Annotated in this window: 25 protein-coding genes; 13 read left to right on the plus strand and 12 right to left on the minus strand. The window is 54.6% G+C overall.

Features of this window, described 5'->3' with window-relative positions; all coding sequences use genetic code 11:
* Positions 1 to 143 precede the first annotated feature (143 nt).
* The 8 genes from JKP81_RS20990 (at position 144) to JKP81_RS21025 (ending at position 6,400) form a co-directional block, all read left to right on the plus strand.
* On the plus strand, positions 144 to 1,040 hold the full coding sequence (locus JKP81_RS20990) for a LysR family transcriptional regulator (protein WP_200553239.1): 897 nt from the start codon (positions 144 to 146) through the stop codon (positions 1,038 to 1,040).
* A 42-nt stretch (positions 1,041 to 1,082) separates the two neighbouring features.
* Positions 1,083 to 1,853 (plus strand): AraC family transcriptional regulator, encoded by a 771-nt coding sequence (locus JKP81_RS20995; protein WP_200553240.1) that lies wholly within the window; start codon positions 1,083 to 1,085, stop codon positions 1,851 to 1,853.
* A 48-nt stretch (positions 1,854 to 1,901) separates the two neighbouring features.
* The gene (locus JKP81_RS21000; protein ID WP_200553241.1) at positions 1,902 to 2,543 is read left to right on the plus strand and encodes a LysE family translocator; all 642 of its coding nucleotides are present in this window, start codon (positions 1,902 to 1,904) and stop codon (positions 2,541 to 2,543) included.
* A 40-nt stretch (positions 2,544 to 2,583) separates the two neighbouring features.
* Positions 2,584 to 3,864, plus strand: coding sequence for a DUF445 domain-containing protein (locus JKP81_RS21005; protein WP_200553242.1), 1,281 nt, complete (start codon positions 2,584 to 2,586; stop codon positions 3,862 to 3,864).
* A 16-nt stretch (positions 3,865 to 3,880) separates the two neighbouring features.
* A complete protein-coding gene (locus JKP81_RS21010) occupies positions 3,881 to 4,120 on the plus strand; it encodes a DUF2164 domain-containing protein (RefSeq protein ID WP_200553243.1) in 240 nt (79 codons plus the stop codon).
* Between the two features lie 118 nt (positions 4,121 to 4,238).
* Positions 4,239 to 5,390 carry a double-cubane-cluster-containing anaerobic reductase gene (locus tag JKP81_RS21015; protein WP_200553244.1) on the plus strand — a complete coding sequence of 384 codons (1,152 nt, stop codon included), beginning with the start codon at positions 4,239 to 4,241 and terminating at the stop codon, positions 5,388 to 5,390.
* 9 nt (positions 5,391 to 5,399) lie between these two features.
* Positions 5,400 to 6,164: a putative 2-hydroxyacyl-CoA dehydratase activator YjiL gene (gene yjiL, locus JKP81_RS21020; RefSeq protein ID WP_200553245.1), complete on the plus strand. Its 765-nt coding sequence runs from the start codon at positions 5,400 to 5,402 to the stop codon at positions 6,162 to 6,164.
* Positions 6,164 to 6,400 carry a DUF3343 domain-containing protein gene (locus JKP81_RS21025; RefSeq protein ID WP_200553246.1) on the plus strand — a complete coding sequence of 79 codons (237 nt, stop codon included), beginning with the start codon at positions 6,164 to 6,166 and terminating at the stop codon, positions 6,398 to 6,400. The genes yjiL and JKP81_RS21025 overlap by 1 nt, the downstream gene beginning before the upstream one ends.
* An 87-nt stretch (positions 6,401 to 6,487) precedes the next feature.
* Here JKP81_RS21025 and JKP81_RS21030 read toward each other — a convergent pair whose 3' ends face one another.
* The 7 genes from JKP81_RS21030 to JKP81_RS21060 all read right to left on the minus strand — a co-directional run bounded on the left by JKP81_RS21030 (position 6,488) and on the right by JKP81_RS21060 (position 11,706).
* The gene (locus tag JKP81_RS21030) at positions 6,488 to 7,555 is read right to left on the minus strand and encodes a DUF2955 domain-containing protein (RefSeq protein ID WP_200553247.1); all 1,068 of its coding nucleotides are present in this window, start codon (positions 7,553 to 7,555) and stop codon (positions 6,488 to 6,490) included.
* Positions 7,545 to 8,612, minus strand: coding sequence for an HlyD family secretion protein (locus JKP81_RS21035; protein ID WP_200553296.1), 1,068 nt, complete (start codon positions 8,610 to 8,612; stop codon positions 7,545 to 7,547). Before JKP81_RS21035 ends, JKP81_RS21030 begins: the two co-directional genes overlap by 11 nt.
* A gap of 4 nt (positions 8,613 to 8,616) precedes the next feature.
* The gene (locus JKP81_RS21040; RefSeq protein ID WP_200553248.1) at positions 8,617 to 9,084 is read right to left on the minus strand and encodes a MarR family transcriptional regulator; all 468 of its coding nucleotides are present in this window, start codon (positions 9,082 to 9,084) and stop codon (positions 8,617 to 8,619) included.
* Between the two features lie 93 nt (positions 9,085 to 9,177).
* Entirely contained in the window at positions 9,178 to 9,594 is a 417-nt protein-coding gene (locus JKP81_RS21045) for a FosA family fosfomycin resistance glutathione transferase (protein WP_200553249.1), read from the minus strand.
* A 77-nt stretch (positions 9,595 to 9,671) separates the two neighbouring features.
* Positions 9,672 to 10,721, minus strand: coding sequence for a DUF1176 domain-containing protein (locus tag JKP81_RS21050; protein ID WP_200553250.1), 1,050 nt, complete (start codon positions 10,719 to 10,721; stop codon positions 9,672 to 9,674).
* A 126-nt stretch (positions 10,722 to 10,847) separates the two neighbouring features.
* A complete protein-coding gene (locus JKP81_RS21055) occupies positions 10,848 to 11,441 on the minus strand; it encodes an ATP-dependent Clp protease proteolytic subunit (protein ID WP_370568908.1) in 594 nt (197 codons plus the stop codon).
* Between the two features lie 103 nt (positions 11,442 to 11,544).
* Positions 11,545 to 11,706 (minus strand): DUF1127 domain-containing protein, encoded by a 162-nt coding sequence (locus JKP81_RS21060; RefSeq protein ID WP_017457790.1) that lies wholly within the window; start codon positions 11,704 to 11,706, stop codon positions 11,545 to 11,547.
* Between the two features lie 175 nt (positions 11,707 to 11,881).
* Between JKP81_RS21060 and JKP81_RS21065 the strand changes: the two genes are divergently transcribed.
* Positions 11,882 to 13,297: a PLP-dependent aminotransferase family protein gene (locus JKP81_RS21065; RefSeq protein ID WP_200553251.1), complete on the plus strand. Its 1,416-nt coding sequence runs from the start codon at positions 11,882 to 11,884 to the stop codon at positions 13,295 to 13,297.
* 2 nt (positions 13,298 to 13,299) lie between these two features.
* Here the strand turns inward: JKP81_RS21065 and JKP81_RS21070 are convergent, their stop codons facing one another.
* Complete coding sequence (locus tag JKP81_RS21070; protein ID WP_234455750.1) at positions 13,300 to 13,758, minus strand: C40 family peptidase; 459 nt, start codon at positions 13,756 to 13,758, stop codon at positions 13,300 to 13,302.
* A gap of 223 nt (positions 13,759 to 13,981) precedes the next feature.
* Positions 13,982 to 14,665, minus strand: a complete 684-nt coding sequence (locus JKP81_RS21075) for a FliA/WhiG family RNA polymerase sigma factor (RefSeq protein WP_200553253.1) — start codon at positions 14,663 to 14,665, stop codon at positions 13,982 to 13,984.
* Between the two features lie 402 nt (positions 14,666 to 15,067).
* Between JKP81_RS21075 and JKP81_RS21080 the strand changes: the two genes are divergently transcribed.
* On the plus strand, positions 15,068 to 15,952 hold the full coding sequence (locus tag JKP81_RS21080) for a winged helix-turn-helix domain-containing protein (protein WP_200553254.1): 885 nt from the start codon (positions 15,068 to 15,070) through the stop codon (positions 15,950 to 15,952).
* 16 nt (positions 15,953 to 15,968) lie between these two features.
* A complete protein-coding gene (locus JKP81_RS21085; protein ID WP_234455751.1) occupies positions 15,969 to 16,394 on the plus strand; it encodes a hypothetical protein in 426 nt (141 codons plus the stop codon).
* Here the strand turns inward: JKP81_RS21085 and JKP81_RS21090 are convergent.
* Positions 16,348 to 17,037, minus strand: coding sequence for a hypothetical protein (locus JKP81_RS21090; RefSeq protein ID WP_200553255.1), 690 nt, complete (start codon positions 17,035 to 17,037; stop codon positions 16,348 to 16,350). The genes JKP81_RS21085 and JKP81_RS21090 overlap by 47 nt on opposite strands.
* 326 nt (positions 17,038 to 17,363) lie before the next feature.
* Between JKP81_RS21090 and murQ the strand changes: the two genes are divergently transcribed.
* Positions 17,364 to 18,275, plus strand: coding sequence for an N-acetylmuramic acid 6-phosphate etherase (gene murQ, locus JKP81_RS21095; RefSeq protein ID WP_017457783.1), 912 nt, complete (start codon positions 17,364 to 17,366; stop codon positions 18,273 to 18,275).
* Positions 18,275 to 19,714: a PTS N-acetylmuramic acid transporter subunit IIBC gene (gene murP, locus JKP81_RS21100; RefSeq protein ID WP_200553256.1), complete on the plus strand. Its 1,440-nt coding sequence runs from the start codon at positions 18,275 to 18,277 to the stop codon at positions 19,712 to 19,714. Before murQ ends, murP begins: the two co-directional genes overlap by 1 nt.
* A gap of 43 nt (positions 19,715 to 19,757) precedes the next feature.
* Here murP and JKP81_RS21105 read toward each other — a convergent pair whose 3' ends face one another.
* A complete protein-coding gene (locus JKP81_RS21105; RefSeq protein ID WP_200553257.1) occupies positions 19,758 to 21,851 on the minus strand; it encodes a TonB-dependent siderophore receptor in 2,094 nt (697 codons plus the stop codon).
* A gap of 142 nt (positions 21,852 to 21,993) precedes the next feature.
* Positions 21,994 to 22,944, minus strand: a complete 951-nt coding sequence (locus JKP81_RS21110; RefSeq protein WP_200553258.1) for an AraC family transcriptional regulator — start codon at positions 22,942 to 22,944, stop codon at positions 21,994 to 21,996.
* Between the last annotated feature and the right edge of the window lie 2 nt (positions 22,945 to 22,946).

Here is a 22,946-nt window from a genome sequence, read left to right on the forward strand (position 1 = left end):
AAATGCAGATTCATCTTTTCATTTTCTTTCACTCACAAAACAAGCCGGTTATTTCGATTATCACTATTCAATCCGGATGATAAATATCCGCTTAATGGTGTTATTGTTGCTTTCAGGTCAACAGTTGAGAAGGAATGCGGCGGATGTTCCAGGACAAGCAGGTGGGTTATTTATATGAAGTGGGTAACCAGGGCGGGATTCGTCGCGCGGCGGATATCCTTGGTGTTAACCCCTCGGTGGTCAGCCGCCAGATCGCGCAACTGGAGCGTGCGCTCCAGCTCCCGTTACTGGAGCGGCGCGGGCGTAACGTGGTGTTAACCGAGGCGGGACACCTGCTGGCAGAGGACTATTTTGCCAGCCGCCAGCGACGCGAAAAACTGGAAAGCCAGCTAAAAGATCTGCGCCATATGCGCGGCGGAACAATCTCGGTGCGTATTGGCGGTGGGCTGATCACCGCCTTTATCGAAGGGGTAATGCGCGAGTTTGCCAGGTCGTACCCGCAGGTTTTTGTCGATATCGTGGTGGGCAGCATGCAGGAGATGCTCAACGATATCGTCAGTGGCGAAGCGGATATGGCGCTGGCCTTTGGCCCAATCGGTACGCCGGAGCTCAAGCGCCACAGCTTTCAGTGGGGACCAATCTGTGCCGTGGTCTCGCCACAACACCCTATCGCGCAGCGGCAAAGCATCACCATTGAAGAGCTGCTCGATTATCCATTGATAGCCCTGACGGAAAACTTCGGCCTGCAACGCCATATGAATGCCATGTTCAAAAGCCAGGGTTTGCAATTTCATCCGGCGTATCGCTGTAACCAGTTCTCCACCGCGATGGGGCTAAGCCAGGCGGGGCTGGGCATCTCGTTTATGACCGCTTATGCCGCCGCCGCTCCCATTCGCCTTGGCGCGCTGGTGGCCGTACCGCTCGATCATCCCATCGCCAGTAGCGCTCAGTGCCACCTGCTGCGTAACTCCGATCGGCGCTTTACGCCAGCCGCCCACCATATGTGGCGGCTTCTGCATAATGCCTTTCGCGATAAATAAAGGGGTGTGGTATACCAGAAAGCCAACCAAATGAGGCAAAGCATGTCGATGACGCGCGATATACAGCAATCATTTTGCCGCCCGCTGGCGTTACCGGGCGTCGAGCTGCGCAGTACCTGGCACAGCCAGCAAGCCTATAAGCGCCATCGCCATGCGGAGCTATCAATCGGCGCGATTGTTGAGGGGCAAACCCGCTGCCTCTGCAACGGGCAGGAATACCTGCTCCAGCCGGGCGATCTGATGGTCATTCCACCGCACGCGCCTCACAGTTGTAACCCTCTTTATGGGCAGCCACGCAGCTACCATATGCTTTACCTGCCGCAGGAAAACAGCCAACAACAGGTAATTCGCGACCCTATGTTATTTCAGTTGTACTTGCGTATCGTGGCGTTGATTGAGCGTGACGACTCGCCGCCATTACCCGCAGCACTCGATGCCCTTCTCAGCGCTTTACCTCGCGGTTCGCATCACTGCGCGCCGCTGCGCCCCGTAAGCCAGCAGGTGCAGGCGGCATTGACCCACGATTTGCAGCAACCGCCAACGCTGGATGCGCTGGCCAGCGCCTTTTCCCTGCGCAAAGAGACGTTAATCCGCACCTTCAAGCAGGATACCGGCCTGACGCCGGGCAGCTTTTTGAATATCGCGCGCGTTGAGTTTGCCAAAAGCCGCCTGCGCGCGGGCGATACGCTGGCGGATGTCGGCTACCAGAGCGGGTTTGCCGATCAAAGCCATTTTCACCGAACCTTTGTGAGTTACACCGCTGCCACGCCGCGCCAGTACGCGTATGGCCGATCAATATCCGACAATAAATAGCGCCGACGCGCCGCTAAGGTGAGCTTCACTTTTTTTGTGGAGGTCACTATGGCGTTGTTTCCCACCGCGTTTCCCGCGCTGGCGCTGGCACATTTTGTCGCCCTGCTCAGCCCCGGTCCGGATTTCTTTCTGTTAATGGGGTTTGCGATCCGCTATCGCCTGCGCGGTAGCGCCGGGCTGTGCGCGGGCATCGCCGCAGGTAACGCCTTTTATATTCTGATAGTGATTATCGGTGCGAGCGCGCTACGCCAGTTCACGGTGCTCTTTAGCGCCATTGAACTGCTGGGCGTTTTCTATTTGCTGTGGATTGGCTGGCACCTGCTGCGCAGCCGCGCGCAGGCGCTTAGCGTCAGTGAAACCCGTCAGCCGTGCCCGAGCCTGAGAAAACAGTTTTTACTCGGGCTTGGCTCCGCACTGCTCAACCCCAAAAACACGCTGTTTTACCTTGCACTCATGGCTGCCCTGCTCGGCCCGGACGTCACGCTGCTCCAGCAATCGGTGAGCGGCGTGTGGATGGTGATGGTCGTTCTGGTGTGGGATCTGGCCGTGGTATCGCTAATTGGTCAACCCGCCGTACAACAGCGGCTGAGCCAAAGCGTGTGGTGGATCGAGCGCGTCGCAGGCGCGGTGTTAATGGTGTTTGGGGTGTCGATTTTGTGGAGCATGCTGCGTAATCTGCTTAGGATTTAACCTTTTGCAAGAACCCGGCGTTGGGTTATATGCTTAAACCATGAATAAATTCGCAGAACTTAAGCGCGCCAAGCGTCTGGCGCTGTCGCTGTTGCTGGTTGCGGCCGCGACATTTATCACCACACTGTTCCTGCCGCCCAACTTCTGGGTAAGCGGGGTGAAAGCCATTGCCGAAGCGGCGATGGTCGGCGCGCTGGCGGACTGGTTCGCGGTGGTCGCGCTGTTTCACCGTGTGCCGTTCCCGTTTATTGCCCGCCATACGGCGATTATCCCGCGTAATAAAGAGCGGATTGGCGACAATCTCGGCCAGTTCGTGCAGGAAAAATTTCTTGATACCCAATCGCTGGTGGCGTTAATTCATCGCCACCAGCCTGCGCAGATGATTGGTATCTGGTTCAGCCAGCCCGAAAACGCGCAGCGCGTGGGCGTGCATCTATTGCAGGTGATGAGCGGCTTTCTCGAGATGGCCGACGACAGCCGCATTCAGCGTCTGTTACGCCGCGCGGTGCACAAAGCCATCGACAAAGTGGATCTCACCGAAACCAGCGCCCTGTTGCTGGAAAGCCTGACCCGCAACAATCGCCACCAAAAGCTGCTGGATACCTTAATTGCGCAATTGATCGCCCTGCTGCAGCGGCAAAGCAGCCGCGACTTTATTGCCCGTCAGATTGTGCACTGGCTGAAAACCGATCACCCGATGAAAGCGAAGATCCTGCCCACCGAATGGCTGGGCGAGCAGAGTGCCGACTGGGTTTCCGAGGCGGTCAATTCGCTGCTCGACGACGTCAATGCCGACAGCACACATCAGATCCGCCAGGCGTTTGATCGCGCCACTATGAAGCTGATCGCCAATCTGAAAAGCGATCCGGAAATGGCCGAGCGTGCGGAAAACATCAAAGAGTATTTGAAAAACGACGAGACGTTTAACCGCTACGTTGGCGAGATGTGGGCAGATCTGCGTAACTGGATGAAAGCGGATATGCAGTCTGACGATTCGCGGATGCAAAAACGCATCACCGACGCGGGCCTGTGGTTCGGCGAAACACTGCTGGCGGATGGCGCGCTGCGCGCCTCGTTAAATGAGCATCTGGAACAAGCCGCGCACCGTGTGGCACCGGAGTTCGCCGCGTTTCTTACCCGCCATATCAGCGACACGGTGAAAAGCTGGGACGCGCGGGATATGTCACAGCAAATCGAGCTGAATATCGGTAAAGATCTGCAATTTATCCGCATCAACGGCACGCTCGTCGGCGGAACGATCGGCCTGATCCTCTACTTACTGTCGCAGTTGCCCGCGCTGCTGCACGTGAGCGCTTTCTAATTTGCCAGGAGAAACGATGGCCGACATTACCCTCACCACCAGCGAACGCGAGCAGTTACGCAGAAAGTTGCAGACCTATTGTGAGCAGAATTTTGAGCTGGAACTGGAGCAGTTTGATGCCGAGTTCTTTATCGATTTCATTGCCGAACAGATTGGCCCGGCTTTCTATAACGCAGGCATCGACGAAGCGATTCGCACACATGCGCTCTACAGCGAGCGCATTCAGGAAGAGATGGATCTCAAAAAAATAATCTGACCGGACTGAAAACAGTTTTTCCCCTTTTCATCCGCCGGAGATCAATATCTCCACACTTTTTGCATGACTATAATGCGGCCTCTTTTCAATCTCTCCCGTGTCACGGGGAAGGAAAATTATGTCGCTTATCACCGCCCTGCCAGATGTTTTCGAACAGTTTTCTGAAGCCCGCCAGAAAGGTTTTCTCACCGTGATGGATCTTAAAGAACAAGGGATCCCGCTGGTTGGCACCTACTGCACGTTTATGCCGCAAGAGATTGCCATGGCCGCCGGCGCGGTGGTGGTTTCCCTCTGTTCAACCAATGATGAAACCATTGAAGAGGCGGAAAAAGATCTGCCGCGCAACCTCTGTCCGCTGATCAAAAGCAGCTACGGCTTTGGCAAAACCGACAAATGTCCCTACTTCTATTTTTCCGATCTGGTGGTGGGTGAAACCACCTGCGACGGCAAAAAGAAAATGTATGAATACATGGCGGAGTTCAAAGCGGTCCATGTCATGCAGTTGCCAAACAGCGCAGCAGACGCCGCTTCCCGCGCGTTGTGGAAAGCAGAGATCCTGCGTTTACAGCACGCGATTGAGCAACGTTTTGGCCAGCCGATTAGCGAAGCAGCGCTGCGCGAGGCCATCGCGCTGAAAAACCGCGAACGCCAGGCGCTGGCGAATTTCTACCGCGTTGGACAGCTCAACCCGCCTGCGCTCAGCGGCGCGGATATCCTGAAAGTGGTGTACGGCGCGACCTTCCGTTTTGATAAAGAAGCGCTGATCGACGAGCTTAACACTATGGCTGCGCGGATCCGCGACGAGTGGCAAGCGGGTAAACGGCTGGATCCTCGCCCACGCATTTTGATAACGGGTTGCCCGATTGGTGGCGCGGCGGAAAAAGTGGTGCGTGCCATTGAAGAGAACGGCGGCTGGGTGGTGGGCTATGAAAACTGTACCGGCGCAAAAGCGACCGAGCGCTGCGTGGAGGAGAGCGGCGATGTTTACGACGCACTGACCGACAAATATCTGGCGATCGGCTGCTCCTGTATCTCCCCTAATGATGAGCGCCTGAAACTGCTCAGCCAGATGGTAAACGAATACCAGGCCGATGGCGTTATCGATGTGATTTTGCAGGCCTGCCACACCTACGCGGTGGAGTCGCTTGCGATCAAACGCCATGTTCGCCAGCAGCACAACATTCCCTATATGGCGATTGAAACGGATTATTCGACAGCGGATATCGGTCAGCTCAGCACCCGCGTTGCCGCGTTTATCGAGATGTTATAAGGAGTGGGCGTGACGTTTACCGTGGGTATTGATTCCGGCTCGACCACCACCAAAGGAATTTTGCTCGAGGGCGAGACGATTGTGCGGCGCTTCCTGTGCCCGACCTCGTTTCGCCCGGCGACATCGATTGTCGACACGTGGGAAACGCTGCGCGCAGGGCTCGATGAAAAACCCTTTCTGACACTCACCGGTTACGGACGGCAACTGGTCGATTTCGCTGATAAACAGGTCACCGAAATCTCCTGTCACGGACTCGGCGCACGTTTGCTGCTCGCGCAAACGCGCACGGTGATCGACATTGGCGGGCAGGACAGCAAAGTGATCGCCCTGGATGAGCAGGGCAACCTCACCGACTTTCTGATGAATGACAAATGCGCCGCCGGAACCGGGCGTTTTCTGGACGTTATCTCGCGCACGCTGGGTACGCAGGTGGAACACCTGGACGCCATCACCGAAGGGGTGGAACCGCATCCGCTAACCAGCATGTGTACGGTGTTTGCCGAATCCGAAGTGATCAGCCTGCGCTCGGCAGGCATCGCGCCGGAAGCGATCCTCGCCGGGGTGATCAACGCCATGGCGCGGCGCAGCGCACATTTTATCTCGCGGCTTTCCACGCAAGGACCGTTACTGTTTACCGGCGGCGTCAGCCACTGCGCCACCTTCCGCCGCATGCTGGCCGGGCATCTTGCCAGCGATGTTTTTACGCATGACGACGCCCAGTACGCGGGCGCGCTGGGCGCAGCGTTAATCGGCCAACGGCAGAGGAAACGCTAATGGCGGAATATCTATTGCTGTTTCACTCCACACCCGGCGTACTGCAAACGCGCAAAGCGATGCAAACGGCGGGGATCGCTTTTCGCGTGCAGGATATTCCGCGCCAGCTCAAAGGCGGCTGCGGATTATGCATCCGTTTTCACAGCGAAGCGGATGCGGTCAATCAGTGGCTGATGCCCAATGTCACCGAGGCGGTTTATCGCTGTGACGGTGACGAATTCACACGAGTGGGATAACGAGCGGACGCTGTAGACGGCCTGTAAAATCGCTGCGGCGCAATGACTTAGGCCCGAAAGACACTGGTTTTTCGGGCGCATTACCCCTTACTGCTCCTCAATCACAAACCGTGTGGCTTCAAAGCGATTCAGGATCAGATGTACCAGATAGATCATCGTTAAGGTCGCCAGCAGCGCCACCGTCACGGAGACGATGCGATAGAGATCGCTGAACACCAAATCTGTGTCCGGATGCAGGTTCTGCCCAAACATGATGCCGATGGTGGTCACACTGGCAAAACCAACGCCTGCGCCAACTTTCTCCATCACATGCAGCCTCGCGCTGAATGCCAGCCCGAGGCCAATCAGCGGCATCATCAGCAGCATATGGCTACTGTGGTTGTAGAGGATCAACTGCACCAGCAGGATATAGAGGCAGGCGAGCACCACGCCGACCACGCGCCACACAGAACTCATTACCGCGCCGCGATAATGCATCGGGAACAGGATCAAGATCCCGGCCATCAGCGCGGATAACGAATCGCTGAGATCGCTCAGTTGAAAAACCACAAAGATCATCGTCGCTACAGTGCCGGAGAGCAGAGATTCGTGGCGCACGCGCGCGGCGTTTTTCTCGATCATCGGCGGACGGGTGCGCGGCTCGACATCCGGGATCAGATAGTTCATCAGCGCACTCAGCGTCACCGCCATGATGCTGGCTTCAATATTGGAAAACAGCAGCGTGTGCCAGTCGCTTGAGGGGTAGCTCATAAAGTTGAGCATCGTACTCTGACAAACCACACCCGCCGAGCCAAACAGAAACAGCGCACCTTTGCTCATAAAGCGAAAACGCATCACATACAGTGCAAATACCACCAGCGTCATGATCACCGGCCAACGCGACAAATAGCCGATGATAAACACCATTTCGATGCAGTTAATCACTGCGCTGAAAATGAACTGTTTCGCCACATGGCGATTAAATACAGGCACCAGTGACAGCAACATCACTGGATAGACGACATAAAACACGCCGTACTGGGTGTTATAAAAACTCGATACGCTGAGCGCGATCATCCCGGCAAAGACGATACGCAGCGTCTGGCGAAAGTCATTCGCCGTGTAAACGATATTGCCGTGAGGCGTAAAAACCCGCGCCAGCGTATTAATAGACATAGTGCAACAGGCTCACCAGACGGATTTGCAGGCCCGAGAAGAAACGCGCAAACACACCTTCACTGTTATACAACTGCACCGTGGCGCGTGCGCCGGTTGGCAGCTGTTTCGGCAACGGTTCATCCAGCGCCACGTGGATACGCATACGCTGCGCGTCACGCACCCAGCGGTTAGAAGTTTGCGGCTCAGAAAGCTCGCCGTTCACCGCCTGTTGCCCGGCCAGCACTCCGGCATCGCTGCTGGTAACATGAGCCTTGAACACATGACCCGGCAGCGCATCAAACACCACTGCCGCATCGGTGCCAACGCGCGTGTGGCGCAGGCTCTTCTCACGGAAATCCGCCACGATATCGGTTTTATCGTGCACCAGAGCCAGCGCGGCTGTACCGGTCGCGGCATAAAATCCGGGGCTTAATTGCAGGTTACTCACGGCACCATCGGCTTCGGCGCGAACCTGTGTCCAGCTCAGGTTCAGTTGTGCTTGTTGCAGAGTATTGCGGTATTTTTGCAGCGTCACGTTGCGGGCGTCATCGCGATCGCCACGCTCAATATTCAGCGCATCAATTGAGGCATTCAGGTTATTCACCGACTGCACGCTGCTCTGCCAGGTGGTGCGCACTTTATCAAGGTCGGACTGCGAAACATTGTGCATCGCATTCAGGTTCTGGTAGCGCTCGAAGGTCACCCGATCGTTTTGCGCGATAAGCTGCGCGGTCTTCAGGCTGGCCTGCGCGGCAACGATTTGCGCATCCAGTTGTTGATGGGTGAGCTTTGCTTGGGCCAGCGCGATTTGCGCGGCTTCCACCTGGTTGTTAAACGGCGTGGCATCCAGTTCGAACAGCAGATCGCCCTTCTTCACCTGGCTGTTATTTTGTACGTACACTTGCGCGACATAGCCGGAAACGCGGGCGGAAACCGGCGTGACCACGCGCATCACGGTGGAGTCTGGCGTCAGCGGGATCCAGATGTCGGCAACGATAAAATAAACAAACATCAGCAGGAAAGAGGCAATACTCACCCTTACCCAGCGGGCAAACTTTTGTTCTGGCGTCATGATTTTCTTATTCGGTGTTGTTGTCTTCTTCGCGCATCACACGCAAATTACAGGCGATTTGATTCAATGTTTCGCTAAAGGCGAGCAGATCCGCTGGCGGAATATTTTCCGCAGCCCGCTGTTGGCAGACTTCGATCACTTGCGTGATTTTACCCAGCATACGCGTCCCCTCAGCAGTAAGCGCCAGCAGGCGAATGCGCTTGTCGTACGGCGATGTCGTACGCACAATCAGCCCCTGGTTTTCCAGCTGTGTCAGTGTGCGCATCAACGGCGGCAACTCAATGCCCTGCACTTCCGCCAGTTCGCTGACAGAGACGTTATCCCCCAACTGGTGAAGCTGCATCAGTACCGTCCAGCCCGACTGCGTGATACCCGTATCGCTCAATGCGTGATCGATAGTCGCGCGCCACTGGCGCACAACCATCGCCATACGCATACCCAGCGGTCGGCGGGCGAACAGTTCACCTTCAGTCATCGCGATCCCCTCGTTTCACAGGCGGGGTACGATAATAGTTATCAGGGTAAGTATCAAGAAACAGGGATGGCAAAGAGCATGGATTGCGAAAGCCTAATCAAAAAACACCATTCCCTTATAAGGTTTCTCGCGGCAGGCCGCCAGCCGCTGCACAAGGTTGCCGACATGCGCTTCGAGTTTGTGTCCGTCGGGATCGAGGAAATAGCAGGAGTCGCCTTCGCTTTTGTTCGCTTTCCAGCTCACCACGCCAGCCTGCTCAAGGCGAGTAACAAAGCGGGCGAAATCGCGCTCATCAACGCTGAACGCATAATGGGTGTAGTCACTTTGTGTTGGCGCTACATACTGGCGCTGCGCGTCGAGCGATAAGCAAAGCCACAACTCACCGCAGGAGAGATAAGCGCCATTGTCCCAACGCGCATGGAGTTTCAGGCCAAGAAGTTGATGATAAAAATCGACGCTGCGGGCAAGGTCGCTAACCGCCAGGGTCAGGTGGTTGAGGCTGTTTAACATGCGTTGTACTCCGACCATGGAAAGAAAAACGCTGTACTCAACAAAAGCGTTGAATACAGCGTTCACCGGGCTGCTAATTACTTCGCCTCTTTCACTTCCGAAACGAATTCTGGTAAGTCCCAGGTGCCGCCCGCACGTACATAGCGGCACATGCCGGAGGTGGATTCGCTGCTCTTGCGGAAAGTTTTCCCGTCCCAAACCCACTCCGCTGAAGCCCAGCAGTCACCAATGCCGCGACCACGCTGGCCCAACGAGATCACGCCATCGCTGTAATCAGACGCGGAGTTAGTAATAAATTGCGGCGTTCCCTTGAGTGCTTTATCCACCACCCAGTAGCCATAACCCTCGTTGTACGCCCCGCGCCAGCAAAGGGTGGAAATCAGCACCTGTTTGCCATCCAGTGGCGTCAGGGTAATGTCGTTATCGCCGTCGATAACCGGTTCCTGCGGGGAGACAAGGCGGTCGCACTCATTACCACTGGTAAGTGCCGCCAGCAAACGCGGTTTCAGCGCTGCGGTTTCGGCTTTGGTGAGCGTGCGATCTTCGCCGCCTTTCACTTCCACCGCCTGAATCACCGGCGCGGCAACCGCAGGCGTCACCGAGCTTTCCGCTTTATCGCCCTTTTTACTCAGCGCGCCAGGCGTGCCCACGCGCCCTTGCACGTCATCCAATTTCAGCAACACGGCGTATGCGCCGTCTCCGGAGAGCACAAACGGTTTCGCACCGCCTTTGAATTCGACTTTACCGCTACCTTTCACGGCATCGATCATGCTGCGCGCCTGCGCATCGGATAAGCGCCAGCTATCGTTATCCTCGGTGGAGATTTCACCCTGTGATTTACCCTCGATCCACAGGCTGAGTTTTGCCTGTTGCGTGGTTTCATCGGCGTCCATTTCTGCCAGCACCACATCAACGGTCACCGGCGTGTCTGGCCCGGCTTTTCGCGTGATCAACACCGAACCGGTGGCTTCTTCTTCCGCGCTGTAACCTGCAGCACGGCAGGTCAGGGTGTTATCGCAAACCACTTCCCAGTCTTTATGGTCAAACGAGACGCCGCTTTGCTCTGCCAGCACGGGCGCACTTAGCGTTGCTGTCATCACCAGCGCCGCTTTGATACTGCTTTTCATGCCATCACTCCGTAATGAGAAATGCGCACAGTGTGCAGAAATTATGTGTCAGGGAGAAGTGTATTTTGGCGGGCGTGAAGAGAAAAAAGGCGAGCAAAAATTCTCGCCTCAAGGTCGCTAACGAACTTAATCCAGATTCAGCTCGCCGTAGGATTTCACCACGCGGGAAACAATGCCGTAATCAATGGCTTCTTTGGTGTTCATCCAGTAGTTGCGGTCGGTATCCTGCTTCACTTTGTCCACCGGCTGGCCGGTCGCGTCAGCGATCATGCGGTTAACGCGCTCCAGCGTGCGGATGATCTCTTTCGCTTCAATTTCAATGTCGCTTGCCTGGCCGCGAACGCCGCCCAGCGGTTGATGGATCATAAAGCGGGTGTTCGGCAGCGAATAACGGTGCTCTTTTTTAGCCGCCAACAGGATGGTGATCCCGGCGCTTGCCACCCAGCCGGTGCCAATGATGTGCACTTCCGGGGTGATGAATTTAATCATGTCATGAATGGTATCCGCCGCTTCAACATGACCGCCCTGGCTGTTGAGATAGATTTTAATCGGCGCATCGCTGATGCCCTGCAACAGCAGTAACTGGGTGACTACTTTTTCTGTCAGTGCCTGGTTGATCTCGCCAGAGATAATGATCGAGCGGGCATCCAGCAGTTTTTGCTGCATCAGCTGTGAGACGTTACCGGTCTCTTTCTCTTTTTTCTCGTCGTCTTCGTTCATAAAGTGCATGCGCTTTCTCCCCTTCAGGTTGTGGAGCTAAGCATAGCCCAACGCCGGTTGGGCGGAAATAACAAGATGTTATCTCCGCGCGTTATCGCACTTATCACAGTTCACTGCGGCGTAACCCCAGGTCTTTTAGCTGCTCGTCGCTTAATGCGCGCAGCAGCCGCCGCGTTTTCACGCGTTCATGCAGCCGTTGCAGTTTGCGCCAGAGTAAAACAAACCCGAAAAACGGGCGGTTGGGTCGATTTTCAAAAAATTCCATGGTGCTCTCCTCGCCTGAAAAGAGCTCTATCTTCGCCGTTCTCGCCCATTACAATACAGATTCAGAAATCACTTTTCTTTAACATACAGATCGCTTAAAACAACGTCTGAATCGCGAATTTCACGCCAATCTGTACTGGTTCTTAAATCTGTATGGTGAATTTTAAGGATACAGCATGACACGCTACCAACATCTGGCCACGCTGCTGGCAGAACGCATTGAACAGGGATTGTATCGCCACGGCGAAAAATTGCCGTCAGTGCGCAGCCTGAGCCAGGAGCACGGCGTGAGTATCAGCACCGTGCAACAGGCTTACCAGGTGCTGGAAAACCTGCAACTGATAACACCCCAGCCGCGTTCCGGCTACTTTGTCGCACCACGCAAGGCAAAACCGCCCGTGCCCGCGATGTCGCGTCCGGTACAGCGGCCGGTAGAAGTCACACAATGGGATGAAGTGCTGACGCTGCTGGATGCGCGCACCGATAAAGCGATTGCTGCGTTTGGCGGCGGCGCGCCGGATATCACCCAGCCAACCCTTAAACCGTTATGGCGCGAGATGAGCCGTATCGCCCAACACCAGGTGATGGATGCATTAAGCTACGACACGCTGCCAGGCCGCCGTGAACTGCGTGAGCAAATCGCCCGGCTGATGCTGGACGGCGGCGCATCGGTCAGCGCCGACGATATTGTCATCGCCAGCGGTTGCCACCCGGCGCTGGCGCTCGCTTTGCTGGCGGTGTGCCAGCCGGGGGATATTGTCGCCGTTGAATCCCCCTCGTATTACGGCACGATGCAGTTGCTGCGTGGTCTGGATATTAAAGCCATTGAAATTCCGACCGATCCCGAAACCGGCATCAGCGTGGAAGCTCTGGAACTGGCGCTGGAACAGTGGCCCATTAAGGGTGTGATTCTGGTGCCGAACTGCAACAACCCGCTCGGGTTTATCATGCCGGACGCACGGAAAAAAGCTGTGCTGGCGCTGGCGCAGCGCCACGACATCGTGATTTTTGAAGATGATATTTACGGCGAGCTGGCAGCCGAATATCCGCGTCCCAGTACCATAAAATCCTATGATATTGATGGTCGCGTGCTGCTGTGCAGTTCCATCACCAAAACCGTGGCGCCGGGTCTGCGCGTCGGCTGGATTGCGCCGGGGCGTTATCTGGATCGAGTACTGCATAAAAAGTATGCCGCCATCGGCACCAATGTACCGGGAACACAACTGGCGGTTGCAGCGTTTATTCGCGACGGCCACTACCATCGACATGTACGGCGTATGCGCCAGGTTTATCAGCAGCAACTGGAAACTTACACCTGCTGGGTGCGCCAGTATTTTCCCTGCGGTATCTGCGTAACACGCCCGCAAGGCGGTTATCTACTGTGGGTTGAGTTGCCGGAAACCGTCGATATGGTTTGTGTTTCCCGCGCGCTGTGCCGCCTGAAAATCCAGATTGCGCCCGGCTCGTTATTCTCCGCGTCCGGTAAGTACCGTAACTGCCTGCGCCTGAATTGCGCCCTACCGCTAACCGACGCTAATCGCGAGGTGATCAAGCAGTTGGGCGAAGCAATTCATAACGCGCTGGAAGCGTAAGTTCAGATCACGCGTTTGCCTGTCAGAATACGGCGCGCGCCGAGGTAGTGATCCTGCCAGTAATCATCAAGAAAATGGCTGATACGGATATTCAACCCGGTGCGCGGCGCTTCGATAAAGCGGTTATTACCCAGATAAACACCGACATGATCGACCTGACCGCGTAATTTGCTGCGAAAGAACAGCAAATCCCCCTGGCGCAAGTTTGCGGTTTTTACCCGCATCAAGCGTTTGTCATGGAACATGGCTTTGGTGGTGCGGGGTAATTTATTACTCAGCACTTTGTTGTAGGCATAGAACACCAGCCCACTACAGTCGAAGCCGCGCGCCGGCGAGACGCCGCCAAAGACGTAAGGTTTACCCAACTGTTTTTTAAGGTGATGCACAACCTTGTCAACTTTAGACTTACGCGTCGCCGCGAGCGTCTCTTCACGGGTGGGCTTGCGTTGTTCGGCAAGCATTGTTGGCGCCTGTGTACGGCTAACCGGTTTAGACTGCGTACAGCCGGTCAGGAACACAGAAAGCAAAATAAGAAAAAAAAGCCCCAAAAACCCGCGGAGCACGCTCTGCCTGGGGGCAACGATGGATGATACAGTCAAATATTTCACAACATTAATACTAATAAAAATAAAGGGTTAAGATTTTAAATACCTTTTTCATTCCTTCGCGGAAGGAGAAACGTACTCACTCGTCAAAAAATGCCCGTAACTTTTGCACTATCACTTTATTAAGCTGACAAATACGGGCTTCTGTCAGTCCAAGCATTGAGGCAATCTCTTTCAGGCTTAATTCATGGTGGTAATACAATCCCAGAATCGTCTGTTCACGCTGTGTCAGGCTTGCTATCGCGCTTTTTAGCGCGTGGCTGCTCAATACTTCAGTTTCAAGCGGGCGGCTTTCCAGCGCGTGGGCATGAAGATCGTTATCCAGACTCTCCAGTTCACTGGCGGAGTCGAGCAATAAATAGTGCTGATACTCCTCTGGCGTAATAGAAAGCCGCTCGCTTAATTCATTAAAATTAGGCACATAGCCAAGTTCACGCGCCAGATCACGAATGGCGTCGTTGAACTTGTACATTTTTTGGCGCAGCCGACGTGGCCGCCAATCCTGCTGGCGTAGCTCGTCAAGAATTGCCCCACGAATACGCTGGACGGCGTAACCGGCAAATTGCGCATCCGGTTGTCCATAGCGACGCAATGAAAAGAGCAAACCCGTCAGGGCGACTTGTCGCATATCGTCTTTATCCATTACGCTGCTGGTCTGCCAGGCGAACTGTTTCACCACTTTATGCACCAGCGGCAAATAATCGCGGACATAGCGTGCTTCATCGGGAAACGTTATCGTTTCAGAGGTAATTACACTCATCATTATTTAACGGCGCAGACTAGATTTATTAAATAAAAACAGAAGCATGCTGTTTTTACATTTTTAAGGCTGACCTTTCTCATTAGTTCAATGGATGAAAAGATTAATTAAATAAACAACAATAAATTAACAACAAGCAGTTACAACAAGCGGTACTACACGTCTTCCCGTCTTAACTGGTGTAAAAAGATACACTACATCCCCAATTCTTAATCCCCCGAAAAGCGGCAATTAATGAATTTGCATATAATTCATCTACCGCACAGTAGTATTATTAATATCTCATATGGAATGATTACTGAGGCCAGAAGATTTGCTCACGCGCCTTCACGTTAATTAATTCTCAATTACTGTTAACAACCTTAATAATCGCTTATTCCAGGATGGAGCTACTCGAAATTTGTCATGAAAAAATATTGTTGTGCTATTAACAATTGGTTAATTGATTTGCCTTCCGGCTCAATTATTCATTTGGTCACCGGAGAACATAAGCGGCTAGGCGCGTACCAGCTCAAATTACTGGATCTGCTACAACAGAACCCAGGTAAGGTTTTTACGCGCGAAGAGCTGACAAACCAGGTCTGGGAGGGGCGGGTTATCGGCAATAATAGCCTGCCAAACGCCATTCACGCCCTGCGCGCAGCGCTGGAAGATGACGGCAAACAGCAACGCATTATTCGCACCGTGCCTAAACGGGGCTATGTGCTGGATGCAGAATATTGCCAGCAGGTTGAAAGTCCGCAGGAAGATATTTCATTAGATAATGAGAAATCTCTCACAGAGGCGGACGCAGCCAATATACCGCCGCACTCTTCTGACGTGACATATAAAACGTCTGGACAACCAACGCGTTATCGACGTGGCGTCGTCGTATCGCTATTACTGGTTGTCGCGCTTTTTGTCGCCTTTATCGGTTATTTGAAAATCGATCGCGACCAGACCATAAAACCTGAAGAGCTGGCGAAGAACGAGTACAGCAATATTCGTCTGTATACGCTCGTTGAACCCGGCGAGCGTCTGCAAGATCAAGCCACGGTCTACAACCGGCTCAAGGATACCTATCACCTTTTAAATGAGCAGATAAAAAAGGAATCCATCAACCTGAGCATCTATTCACGAAGTGATAACCAAACGCTGAACTTCACCCTGCGCTTACACAGTACCTGTGGGCAGAATATTCTGGCGATGCAGATCTATCACTGGCGGGCCAATTTGGCTTCGCTTAATGAATTGATACTTGATGAAACGCGGAGAAAACTCGATGAAATGGCGCCTTGTAAGACCGCATAAGTACGGGGTGATGCTGATGCTCACGGCGCTGATTATCGCTGCCTGCGGCTATTTTTGGCATCGTTCCCAGCCCCCATTAAAACCGGGCAGTAACATGACGCAGCAATTCGGTTTTTACGATTTGCCGCAGCAGCAAAAAGAGCTTTATGACGTCCGACTGTCCACCGTTGGAGAGACGATCGTAAGCCATGTCAGCAGTCCGAATAACCCTCAGTTCAGGCTCAAAGGGAGCTTCGTGCAGAAAAATCAGGCGGGTGAGAAACGCATTTTTACCTATACCCCCATTCATTTCGTCCCCTCGCCGGACACCCCGCTGCTTGCCAGCAACATTGATTTACTGATGCATTCGCAAGTGCGTATGCAGCAACTTTGGCCAGATGGCGTGCCGCTGGTCACTATGCAAAACGGAATGATCTTTCTCTACCCGCTGGACGACAGGTAGGAACCAGCGTGGGGTTGTTATCACGCCAGCTAACCAGGCCCGGATTCACCGCCAGCCAGCAATGTTTCCCCATTAATAATGGCCAAATTTCATTAAGGCTGGCAGCATGCTCTATCGCACGATGGTAAGCATTTAATAACACAGGGTAATAGCTGGCGTTAACGGCATAGGCTGCAGCGCTATCAGCGTGATGCACACGCGCAATGCCAGGTAGCGCCAGCAACGGCGAGAAATGCTGATAATGCCCGCCCAGCAGCAACGCATGCCAGTCCAGCCGATTAAGGCTCGTAAAGATACGATTCGCCTGGGCGAACACCCTTTCATCCTGCGTCAACTGAAAGCCGACATCGAACAGCAGGACATTGCGCCACCCTTGCCGTTGTGCTTCGCTCAATACCATGCACTGTGTCTGTAATTCAGCCAGTCGGCCATCACCACCCGACGCTCTGGCAACGGGCCAGAGCTGTTCCGCGCTTATACCTGCCTGGCTTAACACTGCGCATTGCGCACTGAGCAATGCCTCCTCCTGCATATCAAAGAGCACCGCTACCTTTGCAAAACTGCGCCACTGTAAATTGCAACGCAGCGACAGCTGCGGGCTCTGCCAGTGAGGGAAAGTAGCGGCGTAATTCAACTTATGCATTGCATCATCCTTGCAGATAACAGGCGTCATAATGGTGTTTGTGACTGACCACGGAGTGATAAAGCCGGTGGGTCTTTTAACGCAGACAGGAAGAAAAGTCCCATCAATCAATGACATTAAATAATTAAGTCTTAGAAAACATGCCGGTAAGTAAAATCTATGTGCAATATTGCCGTATGAACGGCATCACATTTCTGGCGTAATAAGCAAATAAGAATAAATTATTCTTATTAAACATTTTATGAGTAATATATTATTCCTTACCGGGTGCCTGAGCCGCAGCGCAGCAGGCAAAGAACAGTGAAACCGAGTTGAGCGAAACGTTGATGAACATTGATCTCTCCAGACTGACTACCGAAGGCCGCAATACCGCCAGCGCTGACATTGACATGCTTGATACCGAAGCGATGTTGAGAGTTATCAACCGTGAAGATCAAAAAGTGGCGTTGGCGGTGGAAAAAACGATCCCGGCGATCGCACAGGCGGTGGACGCCATTGTGGCAGCTTTCCAAAAAGGTGGGCGCTTGATTTACTGTGGCGCCGGCACATCCGGGCGGCTTGGGATACTTGATGCCAGCGAATGCCCGCCAACATATGGCACGCCGCGCGAGCAGGTGGTTGGTCTGATTGCCGGTGGTCATCGCGCCATTTTGCAGGCGGTAGAAAACGCCGAAGATAGCCTGACGCTCGGCGTTGACGATCTTAAAGCGCTCAATTTTAACGCGAGCGACATCCTGGTCGGCATCGCCGCCAGCGGCCGCACCCCGTATGTCATTGCCGCTATGCAGTACGCCCAAAAACTCGGTGCGACCACCGTGGCGCTGACCTGTAACGCAGGCAGTGAAATGGCGCAAATCGCCGATATCGCCATCGTGCCGGTGGTGGGTGCGGAAGTCGTTACCGGCTCGTCGCGAATGAAAGCCGGAACGGCGCAAAAACTGGTGCTGAACATGCTGACCACCGGCGCGATGATCCGCAGCGGCAAAGTGTACGGCAACTTAATGGTTGATGTGGAAGCCACCAACCAGAAGCTGGTGCAGCGGCAAATCAATATCGTGATGGAAGCGACCGATTGCGACAGCGCCACCGCGACCCAGGCGCTGCAAGCCTGCGATGGGCATTGTAAAACCGCCATCGTGATGGTGTTAGGCGGACTGAGCGCTGAACAGGCAGCACGCCTGTTAGCCGATAACGGTGGGTTTATTCGCCAGGCGCTGGCTCACGCGGGAGTCAACTAATGGCCAAAATCAGCGAACAGTTTATTGCCGCTATCCTGCAATTGGTGGGTGGCAAAGAGAATATTAAAACCTGCGGCAACTGCATGACGCGGCTGCGCCTGACGTTAAACAACGATGCGCTGGTTGATAACGCCGGGCTCAAAGCGCTGCCCGGGGTTCTTGGCGTGGTCAATAGCGAGGATCAGTTGCAAATCATCGTTGGCCCCGGCAAAGCGCAAACGGCGGCAGAAATGATGAGCGCGATGACAGGCAACGTCAGCACGTCTGTGGAAGCGGCGTCGCTAAAAAGTATCGCCAGCGATACCAAACAGCAGATGAAAGCGAAACAGACCAGCGGCGTGCATCAGTTTCTGGCGAAATTTTCGACCATTTTCACCCCGTTAATCCCTGGCTTTATCGCCGCCGGAATGCTGCTTGGCTTCGCTACCCTGATTGAACAAAGCCTGATTATCAATGCCGCCGAAAAAAATGCCACCCTTGTCCATATCGTTGGTTATATGAAAGTTTTCGGCAAAGCGCTGTTCACTTTCCTGCCGATTTTAATTGGCTATAACGCGCAAAAAGCCTTTGGCGGCAGCGGCGTTAATGGCGCGATCATCGCCGCGCTCTTTGTGCTCGGTTACGATCCAAAAGCGACAGTGGGCTATTTTTCCGGCATCGATAACTTTTTTGGTATGGGTATCGATCCGCGCGGCAACATTATTGGCGTGTTGATCGCAGCAATCACCGGCGCCTGGATCGAGCGGCAGATCCGTAAATTTATGCCGGATAACCTCGACATGATCCTCACCTCGTTGCTGACGCTACTGATTACCGGCGCGTTAACCTTCACGGTGATTATGCCGATCGGTGTTGAGCTGTTTAAAGGCATGTCGTGGCTCTTCCTGCACCTTAACGGCAACCCGTTCGGCTGCGCGGTGCTGGCCGGGCTGTTCCTGATTGCCGTGGTTTTTGGCGTGCATCAAGGCTTTATTCCGGTCTATTTCGCGCTGATGGATGCGCAGGGCTTTAACTCGCTGTTCCCGATTCTGGCGATGGCGGGCGCTGGTCAGGTAGGCGCGGCACTGGCGCTTTATTTCCGCTCGGCGCGCGAGTCGATTCTGCGCAATCAGATTCGTGGCGCGATCATTCCCGGCCTGCTCGGAGTTGGAGAACCCTTGATTTACGCCGTCACGCTGCCGCGCGTAAAACCGTTTGTCACGGCCTGTATCGGCGGTGCCTGTGGTGGTTTCTTTATTGGCACTTTCGCCTGGTTCGGTTTGCCGGTTGGGCTCAACACCGTGTTTGGCCCGTCCGGCCTCGTGGCGCTGCCGTTGATGACTTCCGGGCAGGGGATCTACACGGGAATGGCGGTTTACGCGGCAGGTGTGGTCGTCGCCTACGTGTGCGGTTTTCTCGCGACCTGGTTCTTTGGTCACAAAAACGTGGATTTGAGCTAATGCCAGGCTTTCACCCGGCGCAAAGCCGGGTGAAATCTCTGCATCAGAAGCGGTACGAGAGGCTGCCGACGATGCTGCGTTCCGCACCGAAATAGCAGTAAGAGAGTGAGTTACACGCCGCGACATAGCGTTTGTCAGTCAGGTTGTTGACATTAACCTGCGCGCTCAACCCTTTCAATCCCACATGACTCAGGTCATAACCCACCGCCAGATCAACCAGCGAGTAAGACGGCAGCGTGTGCGTGTTCTGGCGATCGGAGGTGATGCCATTGACATAGCGCACGCCGGAACCGACGGTCAGCCCATTCAGCACCCCCTCTTTCACGTCATAACTGAGCCACGCGCTGGCCTGGTTACGCGGCGCGTACACCGCGCGGTTGCCCTGCTCCTGCGCGCTGCTCTTCTTGTAGCGAATGTCGTTGTAGGTATAGGCCGCCTGCAAACGCAGGTTGTCCGTCAGTTGCCCCACGGCTTCCAGTTCAACACCTTCGGATTCGATCTCGCCAATGGAACGGTAGGGATCGGTCGGCTCCACTTTGGTGGCGATGTTCTCCTGGTTGATGCGATACACCGACGCGCTGTACAGGGTTTGCGAGCCTTCCGGCTGGTATTTCAGCCCCGCTTCCCACTGTTTACCTTTCATCGGTTGCAGGATCTTGCCGTACTCGTCGGTAAAGCTGGTCGGCGTGAATGCGGTCGAATAGCTGACATACGGCGCAAAACCGCTATCAAACAGGTACATCAGCGCCGCGCGGCTGCTGAAGTGGTTCTTATCCAGCGTATCGCTGGTGTCGTTGATCTTATTGACGTTCGTGATCTTCACCTGATCGTGACGACCGCCGAGCGTCAGACGCCATCTGTCGAGTGACATCTGATCCTGGGCGTAGATCCCGGTCTGCTCAAGTTTGTGCTTTTCGCGGCTATAAACGCTGATCGACAGTGGATCGGCACCATAAACCGGGTGGAAAGCGTCGATCGCCGGGAAGCTGCCATAAGAGGCGGTGACGTTATTGCTGCGGCGCTGATAGTCCACGCCGAACAGCAAGCGATGGTTGATCACGCCGGTATCAATACTGCCATCGATCTGGTTATCCAGCGTCACCGCCGAGAGCGATTCATCCGAGCCGGAGTAACCCCGGTTCAGCTCGCTATCGTTCAGCCAGCCCGAGGCATACACCTGATTCAGATCGACAGTGGTGTGCAGGTAGCGCAGTTTCTGGCGCACCGACCAGCCGCTGTCAAAGGCGTGTTCAACGTTATAACCGACCATATTTTCGCGGCGATCGTATTTGTCGTAATCGTCTTCGCCTTCAAAGAAGGTGTTGGAAATTTTCTTGCCCGCGTGCGGCACCACGGTGCCTTCATACGGCAAACCGGAGTGGCTGCCGCCTTCGGGATCGCGATGCAGGTAAGCCATCAGCTCCAGGCGCGTGTGATCGGTAATGCGCCAGGTCAGGCTCGGCGCGATGGCGTAACGCTGCTCTTTGAGGTGGTCAAATTGCGAATCCGCATAGCGCGTCATACCGGTTAAACGCACCGCCACACGGTCGTTATCATCAACCGGGCCGGTGACATCAAACGCCGCGCCGCGCTGGTTGTTATTTCCGGCGAACAGCTTCACTTCACCGCCGGGGTCAAACGATGGCTTGCGCGAATTCAGCGCCACAATACCGCCTGGCGATGAGCGCCCGTACAGCACCGATGCCGGGCCGCGCACCACTTCCACGCTATCCAGGAACCACGGATCGATAACCAGCGAGCTGTGAGAGTTGGTGTCACCCATCATTTTCAGCCCGTCGAGATAGACGTTATCCAGGCTGCCGTCAGAAAAACCACGCAGCACGATATAGTCAAAACGGTTGGATGCGCCAATCTGGTTGCTGTAGACACCCGGCGTATAGCTCACCGCCTGACGCACGCTGATGGCGCCCTGCTCTTCATACTGCTGGCGGGTGACAATTGATACCGCCTGCGGCGTTTCAATATCCGGCGTCTCCAGCTTGGTCGCGCCGCTTTGCATTTGTGAAGTCACTACCACGGTATCGTTGGTGGGGGTTGTCTCTTGTGCCAGCACCGTTACGCTCATCCCGCCGGTTATGCAGCCAATCATCAGCGCCAGTCGCGTTTTTGCGAACATGAAAATCTCCAGAAGCCATTATTATTGTAAATAAGAATTATTACCCTTTTGAATTCGCCGATAGCTATGCGCAGTGATGATTCACGTATGCGCGATGATAAAACCGAGCACGCATCAGCAAAGCTGGTCTACACAGGGGAAATCAGGACGCGCGCATTTCGCTGGGTGCTATACCGTAGCGGCGGCGAAACGCGGTGGAAAAGTTGGTGGCGTGTTGATAACCGGACATCCACGCGGCCTGCTGTACGCTGTAGCCTTCCGCCAGATAGCGACGCGCCAGTTCAAGACGGCAGTCGCGCAGGTAATCAAACACAGAGTGACCGTACGCCTGGCGGAACTTCACGCGCAGGCTGCTGGCGCTCATCGCCGCCAGTTGCGCCAGTGCTGCCAGGGTGTACTCTTTTTCGGGGTGCTGTTCCAGTAAACGGCGCACGTTTTCCAGCCGCTGCTGTGCACCGCACGGGATTGTGCGGCGTCTCTCCTGCCCTTGCATGCGCTGCGACAGCGCGTTACCCAGCAGTTGCAGCATCACGCCTTCAAGCATCAGTTGGCGGGAGAGCGCAGGCAGCGAGGTTTGCTGCGTTTGCTGTAAACCAGACAGTAAAAAGCCCGGCACCTGCCATAAAAAGGTCGGTGCGCCGTGCGCTTCCCACTGTTGTAAAAGTGCGGAGAGGAGCGGCGATTGCCAGCAGCTTGCCGGATCGACGCCCAGTGATAACGTACGCAGATGGCAATCCGCCAGATGGCTGGCGTTCATCACCTGATGCTCGCTCAGGCGCGAGGTAAACGCCATGCCGGAGCGCACGACAAACGCTTCGCCGTTCAGGCGCAGCATCACGCTGCCTTCCAGCACCACCAGCATATAGAGCGGGCAACTGTGCAGCGAGGTGGTTTCATAAGGTTGCAGAACGCGAATATCAGAACGGGTAAGGTTGATACCAGAAGAGAGCGTCATCTCTTCAACGTCGCCCTGAATCACAATGCGCTGCGCTTGACTGACAAGACCGGTTGCCAGCGACGGGAAGCGGTAATCAATCCCATAACGCTCGCCAAACCCGATAAAGTCTTCAATTGAAAAGTGTCTTTTTTGCATAG

The organism is Kosakonia sp. LAM2021 (assembly GCF_016620385.1).
GTDB lineage: Bacteria > Pseudomonadota > Gammaproteobacteria > Enterobacterales > Enterobacteriaceae > Kosakonia > Kosakonia sacchari.